The 13,759-nt window shown below is 69.6% G+C and carries 12 protein-coding genes; 9 read left to right on the top strand and 3 right to left on the bottom strand.

What is annotated here, in order from left to right; translation table 11 throughout:
• Positions 1-50: 50 nt before the first annotated feature.
• The 8 genes from FZN60_RS27285 to FZN60_RS27250 all read left to right on the top strand — a co-directional run bounded on the left by FZN60_RS27285 (position 51) and on the right by FZN60_RS27250 (position 7,681).
• Entirely contained in the window at positions 51-689 is a 639-nt protein-coding gene (locus FZN60_RS27285) for a DUF1638 domain-containing protein (protein WP_422570291.1), read from the top strand.
• Between the two features lie 200 nt (positions 690-889).
• Positions 890-1,531 carry an exopolysaccharide biosynthesis protein gene (locus FZN60_RS27280; protein ID WP_158877357.1) on the top strand — a complete coding sequence of 214 codons (642 nt, stop codon included), beginning with the start codon at positions 890-892 and terminating at the stop codon, positions 1,529-1,531.
• Between the two features lie 151 nt (positions 1,532-1,682).
• Positions 1,683-1,982 (top strand): virulence factor, encoded by a 300-nt coding sequence (locus FZN60_RS27275; protein WP_158877355.1) that lies wholly within the window; start codon positions 1,683-1,685, stop codon positions 1,980-1,982.
• The gene (locus FZN60_RS27270; RefSeq protein ID WP_158877353.1) at positions 1,979-2,890 is read left to right on the top strand and encodes a methylenetetrahydrofolate reductase; all 912 of its coding nucleotides are present in this window, start codon (positions 1,979-1,981) and stop codon (positions 2,888-2,890) included. The genes FZN60_RS27275 and FZN60_RS27270 overlap by 4 nt, the downstream gene beginning before the upstream one ends.
• Before the next feature lie 46 nt (positions 2,891-2,936).
• Positions 2,937-3,896, top strand: coding sequence for a methyltetrahydrofolate cobalamin methyltransferase (locus tag FZN60_RS27265; RefSeq protein WP_158877351.1), 960 nt, complete (start codon positions 2,937-2,939; stop codon positions 3,894-3,896).
• A gap of 114 nt (positions 3,897-4,010) precedes the next feature.
• Positions 4,011-4,355: a hypothetical protein gene (locus FZN60_RS27260; protein WP_158877349.1), complete on the top strand. Its 345-nt coding sequence runs from the start codon at positions 4,011-4,013 to the stop codon at positions 4,353-4,355.
• A 53-nt stretch (positions 4,356-4,408) separates the two neighbouring features.
• On the top strand, positions 4,409-6,499 hold the full coding sequence (locus tag FZN60_RS27255; RefSeq protein ID WP_158877347.1) for an ASKHA domain-containing protein: 2,091 nt from the start codon (positions 4,409-4,411) through the stop codon (positions 6,497-6,499).
• Positions 6,500-6,715: 216 nt separating this feature from the next.
• Positions 6,716-7,681 carry a GlxA family transcriptional regulator gene (locus FZN60_RS27250; RefSeq protein ID WP_246727272.1) on the top strand — a complete coding sequence of 322 codons (966 nt, stop codon included), beginning with the start codon at positions 6,716-6,718 and terminating at the stop codon, positions 7,679-7,681.
• A gap of 208 nt (positions 7,682-7,889) precedes the next feature.
• On the opposite strand, the gene FZN60_RS27245 is transcribed toward FZN60_RS27250, so the two are convergent.
• The gene (locus FZN60_RS27245; protein WP_158877345.1) at positions 7,890-8,783 is read right to left on the bottom strand and encodes a DUF1194 domain-containing protein; all 894 of its coding nucleotides are present in this window, start codon (positions 8,781-8,783) and stop codon (positions 7,890-7,892) included.
• Between the two features lie 83 nt (positions 8,784-8,866).
• Positions 8,867-11,380 carry a GcvT family protein gene (locus tag FZN60_RS27240; RefSeq protein WP_158877343.1) on the bottom strand — a complete coding sequence of 838 codons (2,514 nt, stop codon included), beginning with the start codon at positions 11,378-11,380 and terminating at the stop codon, positions 8,867-8,869.
• Between the two features lie 192 nt (positions 11,381-11,572).
• On the opposite strand from FZN60_RS27240, the gene FZN60_RS27235 reads away from it, so the two are divergent.
• The gene (locus tag FZN60_RS27235; protein ID WP_158877341.1) at positions 11,573-13,306 is read left to right on the top strand and encodes a hypothetical protein; all 1,734 of its coding nucleotides are present in this window, start codon (positions 11,573-11,575) and stop codon (positions 13,304-13,306) included.
• A 68-nt stretch (positions 13,307-13,374) separates the two neighbouring features.
• Here the strand turns inward: FZN60_RS27235 and FZN60_RS27230 are convergent, their stop codons facing one another.
• Positions 13,375-13,599 (bottom strand): DUF7660 family protein, encoded by a 225-nt coding sequence (locus FZN60_RS27230; protein WP_158877339.1) that lies wholly within the window; start codon positions 13,597-13,599, stop codon positions 13,375-13,377.
• Positions 13,600-13,759: the final 160 nt, after the last annotated feature.

Here is a 13,759-nt window from a genome sequence, read left to right as displayed (position 1 = left end):
TTGGCTGCGACCCTGCAACTCGCCCTTCGCCCGGCGGTTCCGGCCCCGTGATCGAAAATCGTGACGCAACTGTGGATAAAGTTCCGGGCGACCGGGTGCGGCTGATCGCCTGCGGCGCGATCGCCCGCGAAATCCTCGCCGTTCTCGCGGCCAACGGCCTGTCCCACGTCGACGTCGCCTGCCTTCCCGCCCTCCTCCACAACCATCCGCAGAAGATCGCGCCCGCCGTCGAGGAGGCCATCGCGAAGGCGCGGGGGCAAGGCTACGCGACGATCGCCGTCGCCTATGCCGACTGCGGCACCGGCGGCCTTCTCGACGCGGTCTGCGAGCGCCAGGGCGTCCTGCGCATCGCCGGGCCGCACTGCTTCTCGTTCTTCCAGGGCAACGAGCGCTTCCTCGCCGAGGCCGACGACAACATGCGCACCTTCTGGCTCACCGACTTCTTCGTGCGCCAGTTCGAGGCCTTCTTCGCCCGCCCCTACAAGCTCGACCGCCATCCCGAGATGCGGGACATGCTCTTCGGCCACTACGAGCGCTGCATCTACGTCGCGCAGACCGAGGATCGCGCGCTCGACGCGAAGGCGGAGGCGATCGCCGAGCGTTTGAAGCTGCGATACGAGCGGCGCTTCACCGGCTACGGAGATCTCGCCCCGGCTCTTCGCCGCATGGCCGAGGCGCGCGCGCGCTAGCGCCGCGATGCCGCACCGGCTGGCAAATCGCGGGAACTTCACGCAAACGTCTTGTTATCGCGCTCGCATTTACATGATTTCAGGCTTAGTTCCCTCACAATCTTCGGCATCAAGGGTCGCGCCCCGCCGTCGGGGCGGAGCGGTCGTGATCTCCGGGGCGACGATTGCGAGAGCGTAAGGCTGAAAACCGAGTGTCGAGCGTGTCACCAACGATCCTGCCCCGCCATCGCCGGCGCGCCCGTCCGCCCGGCGTCAAGCGCCAGCAGCGTATCTCGGCGATCCTGCGCTCCTTCACCGCGCCGGACCGCACCGACACGACCCTCGGCGACCTCAACACCGCCTTCGGCGCCCAGGCCTTCGGCGCCTTCTTCATCCTGCTCGGCGGCATCAACCTCGTTCCCGGCGCCTCGCTGATCGCGACGCTGCCGCTCCTCCTCGTCACCGCGCAGCTCGCCTTCGGCCGCCGCCGCCTCTGGCTGCCCGAGAAGATCAGCCGCATCCCGGTCAGCCCGGACACGCTGCGCAAGGTGATGGACAAGATCGGCCCGTCGCTGCGGCGGATCGAGCGCTACGCGCAGCCGCGCATGTGGCCCTTCCACGACCGGATCATCGAGCCGGTGATCGGCTGGATGGCCTTCATCCTCGCCGCGATCATCGCCATCCCCGCGGTCTTCACCAACATGGCGCCCGGCATCGCCGTCGCGCTTCTCGGCGTGGCGCTCACCGCCCGCGACGGCGCCTGGCTGATCGCCGGCATCGTCACCGGCATCGGCTCGGCGCTGTTTCTCGTCGTCGTCTACGGCGCGGCCCTGATCGCCCTCCTCCACTTCCTGTGGCCCTGACCACCCTCGTCTGACGGCCGCCGCGGCCCTTCCACCCCTCGCCGGTTTGCGCCGCCGACCCATGTCGCAAACGGCGCATGGCTTCGTCGTGAGCGAGGCAGTGCGCGCCCTCACCTTTCGTCATCATCAGTCCCCGGGAGACAAACGGTCCATGGCCGAGCTGCAGATCGTGTATTGGCGGGACATTCCCGCCCAGGTGATCGTACGGCAGGACCGCAAGGCGGCGCGGCGCGAGCTTGCCCTGCGCTTCGTCGAGGCGATCGACATGTGCGCGATGCGCGTCGGCGCGAAGGACTCCGACGCCTATCTCGCCGAATGGCGTCGCGGCTCGGAGCCGATCGAGGCCGACGACCTCGAAGCCGCGGCCGACGAAGCCCTCTCCCGCATCGAGGCGAGCTATGACGGCGCCCGGCTGAAGGCGCTCGTCGGCAACGAGGGACGAGATCCATGAGCATCCGCCGGCCGATCGAGACCAACCGCATCCCCGCCACGATCGAGGTCGCGCCCAAGCACGCGCTCGAATCGACGGACCTGCCCGGGCTCTTTCCGGCCGGCACGCCGACCTATCTCACCGACGTCGGCGTCGATCCCCTGCACACCTTCGTCGGCGCCGCCCGGCGCCTGCGCGATCTCGGCTACGAGCCCGTCGCGCACATTCCCGCGCGCCGCATCGAGAGCCGCGCCGCCCTCGATACCCGCATCCGGGCCCTCGCCGAGGACGCCGGCGTCACCGACGTCCTGGTGATCGGCGGCGGCCTCACCCGCGAGGCCGGCCCCTTCTCCTCGACCATGGAAGTGCTGGAGACCGGCCTCCTCGACCGCTACGGCATCCGGCGCATCGGCATCGCCGGCCACCCGGAAGGCTCTCCCGACTTCTCCCTCGCCACCGCCGAGGCGGCACTGCGCCTCAAGCAGGCCTTCGGCGAGCGGACCGGCGCGGCCATGCGCATCGTCACGCAGTTCGGCTTCGATGCCGACAGCGTTCTCGGCTGGGTGCGCGCGCTGGCCGCCTCGGGCGTCGACATGCCGGTCCATCTCGGCGTCGCCGGACCCGCCAAGATCACGACGCTCCTGCGCTACGCCGCGCTCTGCGGCGTCGGCAACTCCGTGTCCTTCCTCAAGCGCCAAGCCTTCGCCCTCACGACCATCGCCACGACGCACTCGCCCGAGGCCGTGGTCGGCCCGATCGAGACGCATTGGCGCGCCGATGCCGAGACGCGCCTCGCCGGCATCCACATCTTTCCGTTCGGCGGGCTCAAGAAGTCGGCGGAATGGCTTTACGAGCGGGGCTCCTGGGATATAAACACATCCTTATATCCTTCTGCGTCTGCTTCGGTCGGCGGCGCGCTCCGCGCCTGACCCGACCGCCGGCGGCCCGGTTCCCACTCTCGGAGACACCCAGCCCATGACCCGCACCGTCGTCGCCTCCGCCCGCCGCGAGATCGTGATCGGCTTCGACGAGCCGTTCTGCGTCATCGGCGAGCGCATCAACCCGACGGGGCGCAAGAAGCTCGCCGCCGAGATGGTCGCCGGCGACTTCTCCACCGTCGAGAAGGACGTGCTGGAGCAGGTCGCGGCCGGCGCCACCATGCTGGACGTCAATGCCGGCGTCACCGCCGTCGACCCGAACCTCTCCGAGCCGCCGCTCCTCGTGAGAACCATCGAGCTCGTCCAGAGCCTCACCGACCTGCCGATCTCGATCGACTCCTCCGTCACCTCGGCGATCATCGCCGCGCTCGAGGTCGCCAAGGGCCGGCCGCTGGTGAACTCGGTCACGGGCGAGCTTGAGAAGCTCGAAGCGATCCTGCCGATCGTGAAGAAGTACAACGTGCCCGTCGTCGCGATCTCCAACGACGAGACCGGCATTTCCGAGGATCCGGACGTGCGCTTCGCCGTCGCCAAGAAGATCGTCGAGCACGCCGCCGACTACGGCATCAAGCCGCACGACATCGTGGTCGACCCGCTGGTCATGCCGATCGGCGCCATGGGCACGGCCGGCCGGCAGGTCTTCACCCTGGTGCGGCGCCTGCGCGAGGAGCTCGGCGTCAACACGACCTGCGGCGCCTCCAACATCTCCTTCGGCCTGCCGCACCGCCACGGCATCAACGCCGCCTTCCTGCCCATGGCCATCGCCAGCGGCATGACCAGCGCCATCATGAATCCCTGCCGCCCACAGGAGATGGAGGCCGTGCGCGGCGCCAATGTCCTGATGGGCAACGACCCCTCCTGCATAACCTGGATCCGCTCCTATCGCGACGCCGCGCCGACGGCCGGCGGCCACACGCCGGCGGCGCCGGTCGACGCCGGCGCTGCTTCGGGCGGGCGTCGCCGCGGCGGGCGCGAGGGGCGGCGCGGCACGGCCTGACCGAAACGTAAGCTGCTGCCCTTCGCAAAGACGCCATGCGGCGCCATATTCGCGTCGCGCGTGATGTCGAGCCGTTTCGGCCCGTCCGACCACGCCGAGCCCGGAGTCGCAGGCATGAACTGGACCGACGCGCCCAAGAGCACCGCCGAACTGACGACGCTGATGATGGTCTCGCCCTTCGTCATCGGCACCCGCATGACGCAGATGTGGCTGAGCGCGGCGTCTCCCACGGCGGCCGACAAGGCGGAGGTCTCGCTGATGGTGGCGGAGAAGATCCAGGCCGTCGGCGAAAGCATCGTCGCGATGAACATGGCGACGATGAAGGCCGTCGGCGACGCGACCATCGCCGCCATGAGCGGCCGCGCCCGCCACGTCAACGATGCCGACGCGATCCTGTCCGCCGGCCTCCAGGTCTATTCCAAGAAGGTCCGCGCCAACCGCAAGCGGCTCTCGCGCTAGCAACCTCCTGCGCGGCAGCCGCCGATCCCTCACCGCCCTTGAACGGCTGCCGCATGTCCGAAACGCATCCTCTCGTCCTTTTCATGCCCTCCGGGCGGCGCGGCCGCTTCGCTAGGGGTACTCCGCTCATCGAGGCGGCCCGCTCCCTCGGCGTTCACGTCGAGAGCGTCTGCGGCGGGCGCGGCATCTGCGGGCGCTGCCAGGTCGAGGTCGCCGAGGGCGTCTTCGCCAAGCACGGCATCACCTCGGCGGCCGATCACCTCTCGGCCTGGTCGGCCAAGGAGGAGCGCTACGCCGAGAAGCGCGGTCTGAAGCCCGGCCGGCGCCTGTCCTGCTCGGCGAGCGTGGAGGGTGACCTCGTGGTCGACCTGCCCTCCGACATGGCGATCAACGGCGCCGTCGTGCGCAAGGCCGTCGACACGCGCGAGATCCCGCGCGATCCGGCGATCCGCCTCCTCTACGTCGAGGTATCCCAGCCCGACATGCACGCGCCGCTCGGCGACCTCGACCGCGTCTTCGAGGCGCTTCAGCGCGACTGGCGCCTGCCGCGGCCGACGATCGAGCCCTCTCTCCTGCCCAAGGTCCAAGGGATCCTGCGCGCGGGCAACTGGGGCGTCACGGCGGTCGTCGCGCACGACCGCGAGGCCGACCGCCCGCACCTCGTCGCGCTTTATCCCGGCCTCAAGAACGAGGCCTACGGCATCGCGGTCGACATCGGCTCGACCACCATCGCCCTCCACCTGTCCTCGCTCCTGTCGGGCGCGACGATCGCCTCGGCCGGCACGCCCAACCCGCAGATCCGCTTCGGCGAGGATCTGATGAGCCGCGTCTCCTACGTGATGATGAACCCGGAAGGCCGGCCGCAGATGACCGCGGCCGTGCGCGGGGCGATCCGCGAGCTGACGACGCGCGTCTGCACCGAGGCCAACGTGTCGCCCGACGACGTCTTCGACGCCGTCTTCGTCGGCAACCCGGTCATGCACCATCTCTTCCTCGGCATCGATCCGACCGAGCTCGGCCAGGCGCCCTTCGCCCTCGCCGCCTCCGGCGCGATCGAGATGCCGGCGGCCGCGCTCGACCTCGGCCTCCATCCGCACGCGCGCGCCTACGTCCTGCCCTGCATCGCCGGCCACGTCGGCGCGGACGCCGCGGCGGCGACGCTGTCCGAAGGGCCGCATCGCCAGGACGAGACGATGCTGCTCGTCGACGTCGGCACCAATGCTGAGATCGTGCTCGGCTCGTCGCGGCGCCTCGTCGCCGCCTCCTCGCCGACCGGCCCGGCCTTCGAGGGTGCCGAGATCTCCTCCGGCCAGCGCGCCGCCCCCGGCGCCATCGAGCGCGTGCGCATCGATCCCGAAACGTTGGAACCGCGCTTCAAGGTCATCGGCGTCGAGCCCTGGTCGAACGAGCCGGGCTTCGTGGAAGGCGCCGCGCGCTTCGGCGTCACCGGCATCTGCGGCTCGGGCATCATCGAGGTCGTCGCCGAGATGTTCCTCGCCGGGATCATCTCCGAGGACGGCGTGATCGACGGGCGTCTCGCCGCCCGCAGCCCCCGCATCGTCGAGGAAGGCCGCACCTTCGCCTACGTCCTCCACGAGACCCCCGACCGCTCGATCCGCATCCTGCAGACCGACGTCCGCGCCATCCAGCTCGCCAAGGCCGCGCTCTATGCCGGCATCAAGCTCCTGGTCGACCGGCTCTCGGCGGAGGAAGGGCGTCCGGTCGCGATCGACCGCATCGCGCTCGCCGGGGCCTTCGGCTCCTTTATCGAGCCGCGCTACGCCATGGTGCTCGGCCTCGTGCCGGATTGCGCGCTGGAGCGCTGCGGCTCGGTCGGCAACGCCGCGGGCGCCGGCGCCCGCATGGCGCTCCTCAACCGCGAGTTCCGGCGCGAGATCGAGGACGTCGTCACCCGCATCGAAAAGGTCGAGACGGCGCTGGAGCCGGCCTTCCAGGGCCACTTCGTCGCCGCCATGGCCTTCCCCAACAAGCGCGACAGCTATCCCGAACTGGTCAAGGTCCAGCCCCTTCCGAATCGCGACGCGGCCGGCAATCCGACCCTGTCGGGCGGCGAGGCCGGCTCGGGCGGTTCGGACGAGGGCGGATCCGCGCGACGCCGCGGCGGGCGCGCCGGACGGCGGTGACACCGGCGCGATCAAAACGGTTGGAACAACTCCAGTCTTCTTGAATGTGCCTCTATTTGCGTCCAACACTCGCGCCTGCGAAATGCGGAGGCAGGTGCGGTGGTTGTTGCGGCGATCAAGGGTTCGGCGGAAACCTTCGGCACGGTGCCCGACCGCGGCGCGCCGGCGCCTGGTCCCCGCCGCACCATCGTCTTCTTCCTCGTCCCGAACTTTTCGATGATCGCCTTCGCGACGGCCATCGAGCCGTTGCGGATCGCCAACCGCGTCGCCAGCCGCGAGACCTACCGTTGGCGTCTGGCCTCCGCCGACGGCCAGCCCGTGCGCGCCTCCAACGGCGTCCTCTGCGCCGTCGACACCTCCATCGAGGCCGAGCGCAAGGCGCTCGGCGGCGAGAACCGGCCGTCCATGGTCTTCGCCTGCTCGGGCATCCGCGTCGAGGACTTCAACGACAAGGTCGCCCTCGCCTATCTGCGCGAGGCGCATCAGCGCGGCGTGTCCGTCGGAGGCCTCTGCACCGGCGCGCATCTCCTCGCGCGCGCCGGCCTCCTGGCGGGCAAGCGCTGCGCCATCCATTGGGAGAACCTGCCGGGCTTCGCCGAGGCCTTCCCGCGCGCGGACGTCTATGCCGACCTCTTCGAGATCGACGGCAACATCTACACCTGCGCCGGCGGTACCGCCTCGCTCGACATGATGCTCGCCCTCATCCGCGACGACCAGGGCGATGACATCGTCAACCGCGTCTGCGAGCAGGCGCTGACCGATCGCGTCCGCGGGCCCCAGGATCGCCAGCGCCTGCCGCTGCGGGCGCGGCTCGGCGTGCAGGACGCCAAGGTGCTGCGGGCGATCGAGGTCATGGAAGCGAACCTGTCCGACCCGCTCTCGCTGGTCGAGGTGGCGACGCTCGTCGGCCTGTCGCGGCGCCAGGTGGAGCGCCTCTTCGAGCGCGAGATGGGCCGCTCGCCCGCCCGCTACTACCTCGAGATCCGCCTCGACCGGGCGCGCCACCTCCTCCTCCAGTCGCAGCTGCCGATCATCGAGATCGCGGTCGCCTGCGGCTTCGTCTCCGCCTCGCACTTCTCGAAATGCTACCGCGAACTCTACGGCCGCTCCCCCCTCCAGGAGCGCGCCAACCGGCACAGCGAGGCCGTCGGCGCCATGGCCGCGTCCGCGATGGCGGTCTGACGCACCCCCATCGAAGCCTCTCCCTTCTCCCGCTCGCGGGAGAAGGTGCCGGCAGGCGGATGAGGGTGGTTCGTGACGGCTGCGACGCAAGTCGTTTGCTGTCCGCTCGCGCGGCCGCCCCCCTCATCCGACGCTTCGCGGTCCACCCTCTCCCACAACGGGCGAGAGAGAAGCGGCCTGCCTCGAACCTCGGGGCGGCAGGTCAAGCCTACTGAACGCCGTCCATCCAGAACCTCTGGCGGTCCTGCCACATGGATTCGCCGACCGTGCAGTCCGTCGGCTCCTCGCTCTGGATGCGGATCACCGTTCCGTCTCGCGCGCCCTCGTCGCGGCGCATGTTCGGCCAGAGGCCCGCGAGTTCCAGGACGAGCTTGCGCCGGACGGCCAGCGGGAACTGGTCCCAGCTCGTCACGGGAATGGAAAAGGCGCCGGGACCGCCGATGACGCAGTCGGCGTAGTATTCGTCGAGGTTCGAGATCGAGCCCCAGTTCGATCCCATTGCCGTGTCCGTCGTCATCAGCGGCAGGCCGTTGATGGTGATGCCGCGCCTGGTCGCGTCGTCGCGCGACTGCGTCACGAGCGGCCCCTGATTGTTCGGCCCGTCGCCGGAAATGTCGATCACACGGCGCTGGCCGGCATAGCCGTTGTTGTCGAAGAGCGGGGCCGAGAAGTCGATGGCCGAGGCGATGGAGGTCCGCCGCGCGCGGATCGGCGTCGTCTTGCCGAGGCTGTAGGCGAAGGATTCGGCGCTTTCCTTCGAGTCGATCAGCGTCCAGGGCACGACGACCGACTGGGAGAAGGCACCCGCCCATTCGATGTAGGTCACGGCCACCCGGCCGTGATTGCCCTCGGTGATCGCCCGCTGCACCTCCTCGCTGCGGAAGGCCGCGGCGTAGCCCTCGCGCTGGATCGCCTGCTCCGACAGGTCCATCGACCAGGACACGTCGACGGCGAGAACCAGCTCGACATCGACGGGATCGCCCGTTTCCGCGGCTCTCGCGGCTCCGAGGTCACCCAGCCCGCGCGGCGCCTGCGCCACGGCCGGTCCGGAGGCGAGGATCGCGCTGAACAGCGCGGCGGAGAGGAGGGGTCGCAGGCGCATGAGGCGAGCGTCGCCGCACGGCGTGCGGCGCGCAATTCACGGTTCCGTCATCAAACCCCGCGGAGCTCCTGTCTCCGCGGCGTTCAGCCGCGCAGGCGCGCGTTCTCCGGATCGAACGGGCTCTCGCCGATCACGGTCGCGTCGAATAGATCGCCGAGGATCCGGACGCGCAGCCTCGTGCCCTCCTCGGCGAGCGCCGGCTCAAGCATGGCGAGTGCCAGGCTCTTTCCGACGCGCCAGCCGTAGCCGCCCTGCGTCGCGCGGCCGACGAGACGGCCGGACGCGTCGTAGATCGGCTCGGAGCCGCGCGCGTCGCGATCCGTGGTTCCGTGCACCTCCAGCGTCGCGAAGCGCTGCTTGAGCCCCGCCTCGCGCGCCCGCACCACCGCGTCGCGGCCGATGAAGGCGCCCTTGTTCGGCTGCACGAAGCGGTCGAGGCCGGAGGCGAAGGCGTTGTACTCGATCGACAGCTCGCGGCCCATCTGCCGATAGCTCTTCTCCAGCGCCATGGCGTTCATCGCGCGGATTCCGAAGGGGCGGATGCCGAACTCGGCGCCGGCCTCCATCAGGGCGTCGTAGATGGCGTTCTGCATCTCGATCGGGTGGTGCAGCTCCCAGCCGAGCTCGCCGACGAAGTTCACCCGCAGCGCCAGCGCGTTGGCGCGGCCGACCGAGATCCGCTTGCCCGACAGCCACGGGAAGGCCTTGGTCGAAAGGTCGGCGCGCGTCAGCTTCTGCAGGACCTCGCGCGAGCGCGGGCCGGCGAGCACAAGGACACCCATCGCCGTCGTCGCCGGCTGGAAGCGCACGTTGCCGTCGGTCGGCAGGTTCTTCTGGAGGAAGTCGTGGTCGATCGCCTCCAGGCCGCCGGCCGAGACGAGATAGAAGCGGTCGGCCGCCGCCCGGAACACGGTGAACTCCGACAGGACGCCGCCCGCCTCGGTCAGGACGTGCGTCAGCGCGACGCGCCCGAGCTTCGGCAGCCGGTTGGCGAGAAGCCCGTCGAGCCAGGCTTCCGCCCCCGGTCCCGAGATCCAGGCCTTGGCGAAGGGGCTCATGTCGAGGAGGCCGACGCCCTCCGACACCGCCTTCACCTCCTCGCCCACGAAGGGGAAGTAGTTCGAGCGGCGGAAGCTCCAGCGCTCGCGGATGCGCCCGTCCTCGGTCGCCGGCGCATGGTTGTGCTTCAGGAGCACGTCGGCGCCCAGATCCAGCTCGGCCTCCGGCACCGAATAGCCCGGCGGGCAGAACCAGTTGGCGCGCTCCCAGCCGTAGACGGACCCGAACACGCCGCCGAGCGCCTTCTGGCGGTCGTAGGAGGGCGAGGTCTTCAAGGGGCGCGCGGCGGTGCGCTCCTCGTCCGGGTAGTGCATGGTGAAGACGTTGGAATAGGCCTCCTCGTTCTTCTCGATGAGGTAGCCCTCCGTCGCATAGGGGCCGAAGCGGCGCGGGTCGACGCCGACCATGTCCACCGTCGGCGCGCCGTCGACGATCCACTCGGCGAGCTGCCAGCCGGCCCCGCCGGCCGCCGTGATGCCGAAGGAATGGCCCTCGTTCAGCCAGAAGTTCTTGAGGCCCGGCGCCGGTCCGACGATCGGCGAGCCGTCCGGCGTGTAGGCGATGGCGCCGTTGTAGACCTTCTTGATGCCGACCTCGCCGAAGGCCGGGACGCGCACGAAGGCCGTCTCGATGTAGGGCTCGAGACGCTCCAGGTCCTCCTGGAACAGCTCGTACTCGCTTTCCGCGTCGGGCCCGTCGACGTAGCAGGCCGGCGCGCCCTCCTCGTAGGGGCCGAGGATGAGGCCGCCGGCCTCCTCGCGCATGTACCAGCCCGAATCCGATTCGCGCAGGACGCCCATCTCCGGCAGGCCCTGGCGCTTGCGCTCCAGGATCGCGGGATGCGGCTCGGTGACGATGTACTGGTGCTCGACCGGGATGACCGGCACCTCCAGCCCGACCATCGCGCCGGTCCGCCGCGCGAAGTTGCCCGTCGCCGAGATCACGTGCTCGCACACGATCTCGCCCTTGTCGGTGACCACCTTCCACTCGCCGCTGGCCAGCCGCTCGATCGCCGAGACCGTGGTGTAGCGGTGGATCGTCGCGCCCATGTCGCGCGCACCCTTGGCGAGCGCCTGCGTCAGGTCGGCCGGCTGGATGTAGCCGTCCTCCGGGTGCTGCAGGGCGCCCAGGATCCCGTCGGTCTCGCAGAACGGCCAGACTTGCTTCAGCTCCTCGGGAGTGAGGAACTTTACCGGCACGCCGATCGTCTCGGCGATGCCGGCATAGTAGCGGTACTCGTCGAGCCGGTCCTGCGTCTTGGCGAGGCGGATGTTGGTGACGTTGGAGAAGCCGACGTTCATCCCCGTCTCGGCCTGCAGCTCCTTGTAGAAGCGCACCGAATACTTGTGCAGCTGGCCGACCGAATAGGACAGGTTGAACAGCGGCAGGAGGCCCGCCGCGTGCCAGGTCGAGCCGGAGGTCAGCTCCTTGCGCTCGATGAGGACGGAGTCCGTCCAGCCCTTCTTGGCGAGGTGGTAGAGCGTCGAGACGCCGACGACGCCGCCTCCGATCACGACTGCGCGGGCACGGGCTTGCATGACACGAACTCCTCGAAAGGACCGGCGCCGGCGGTTCCGGCTTTTCGGCCCTCAGGTCTAACCAAGCCCGGCGACGGCGTGCAGCCTGTTTGCGACATGCGCGAGCATGCGATGTGCCTCTCCGGCGCCCCGGCAACCGGGGTTTAATTCCGCAGGCGCATTCTTTCGCCCGATTGCGGCGGAGAAGCGAGCATGGTCACCGACACCCTTCAGGAGCGCGGCCGCGGGGGCGGCAGGGCGCTCGGCCTGTCCGTGCCGCCCGTCCTCGCGCTTCTCGCGGTTCTCGCCGTCCTGCCGACGCTCCTGTCCCTGCGGCTGACGCTGCCGGTCGGCCCCTTCTACTGGGACCTCTTCATCTATTTCGACGGCGCCAACCGCGTCTTCGACGGGCAGATGCCGGCGGCCGACTTCTTCGCCCCCGGCGGCCCGCTCGGCTACTGGCTGTTCGCCGGCACGCTGGCGCTCTTTCCCGAGGGCCAGCCGCTCCTGATCGCGCAGTGGTGCCTTCTCGCGGTCACCGCGCCGCTGATGGCGCTGGTGCTCGTCGACGTCGACAAGCGCTCGCGCACCCTTGCCTTTGCGCTTCTGGTGCCGTTCCTCGTCTTCTCGCTCCTGCCGGTGAACGTCGAGGAATATTACTTCTACCCCGGCATCGACGGCTTCGGCATCTACAACCGCCACACCAGCCAGCTCCTCTACGTGCTGGCCGCGGCGCTCGTCTTCGTGGAAAGCCGTCGCCGTCTCCTGCCGGTGATCGCCGGCGCCATGCTGGCGCTGTTCCTGGTCAAGATCACCGGCTTCGTCGCCGGCGGGCTGCTCTGCGCCCTCGCCTTCTGCGCCGGCCGCGTCGATCTGCGCGGCGCGCTCGCCGTCGCCGCCGCCTTTGTCCTGGGCCTCGGCCTCCTCCAGGCGACGACCGGCGTCGTCCTCCCCTATCTCGCCGACATCGCGGCCCTCGTCTCGATGAACACGGACAGCCTCCTGCCGCGCTTCATCCAGGCGAGCTCCATCCACTTCCGCGTCGTCGGCCCCATCGCCGTCCTCGTTGTCGCGCTTCTCTGGCTCGACGGCCGCTCGATGCTGCGCCGCCTGGGCGGACTGCGCCCGGCCGACGCGCTCGCGACGGCGCGCGACCTCGCCGACCGCGACCTCGTCTGGCTCGGCGCGACGGCCTTCGCCGCCCTGTTCTTCGAAACGCAGAACACCGGCGGCCAGGGCTTCATCTTCGTCTGGCCGGTGCTCCTGCGCATCCTCGTGCGGGCGAACCGCTTCAAGGGCGCGGCCTTCGTCACGGTGATCGCGCTCGTCGCGGCCGCGTCGCTGCCGACCTTCATGCAGGTCGCGCAGCGCGGCGCCCGCGCCCTCGTCGGCCAGGTGAACTACGTCGCCCTGCCCCACCAGCACCTGAAGACGCTGGGCTCGGTCTCGCAGCGCCCCGAGGTGGTCGAGCGCGCCCGCAAGCTGATGACCGCCTATGCCGGCTTCCCCGAGACCTGGCGCTACTTCTCGGCCCAGAAGATGCTGCCGTCCTTCACGCTCTACACCGAGCCGGACTTCCAGCTGACCTGGCTCATGGCCGCCGACGAGGCGGCCGGCGCCATCCTCGCCTACGAGGCGCAGCACGGGGTGCGCTTCGAGACGATCATGAACATCAACTTCGTCAACCCCTTCCCCTACCTCCTCGACCGCCACGGCACCCGCCTCGTCGCCATCGGCGCCGACCCCTTCCGCGCCGTGCCAGATCCCGACGCGGCCGTTCTGGACGCGGTCCGCGGCACCGACCTCGTCCTTTACCCGAAGTGCCCGGTCACCGACGCCAACGACAAGCTCCTCTCCCTCTACGCCCCCGCCCTCATCGGACACGACCGGATCGCCCTCAGCCGCTGCTGGGACGCCTTCGTCCGGCCGGGGCTTGCCGCCCGCTGACCCGACCCCGCCGCCACGGCTGCGGCGCCGGCGGCTTCGGTCGGTGAAGGGTGGAAAGCCGTCATAGGCTACTCGTAAGCTGATGCTGCGGTCAGAGCTTTGGCGACATGCCGCCATGGGTTTGCATCGGCTGGTCCGTCGCCATCAACCGCCCATGCTGCCAAGGCGTCGAGGAAGCCCCCGAGTTCGACGTTTTCCCATTTTTCTAAGGCCATCGGATCGTTGAGTTCGCGACGAAGGTGCCTCACGAAAAGAGCGAGAGACGCGCGATCATGCACGTCCAACCAGTTCATGGATCGCGTTTACGGCATGCCTTCGATGTCCGCAAAGGGTCCAGGCCGTGTCAAAACGTCGAGCTTGGTTGTTGTTTGAGGTTTCGGGGCTGATCGCACGGTTGGGCGCAGAGATACGGCGCTCTACTGCTGCTTTTTGCGATGGTCGAGGGACAGAGCG

The organism is Antarcticirhabdus aurantiaca (genome assembly GCF_009765365.1).
GTDB classification, from domain to species: domain Bacteria; phylum Pseudomonadota; class Alphaproteobacteria; order Rhizobiales; family Rhizobiaceae; genus Antarcticirhabdus; species Antarcticirhabdus aurantiaca.
The sequence above is the reverse complement of the archived record's forward strand: the minus strand, read 5'-3'. Positions and strand labels throughout refer to the sequence as shown.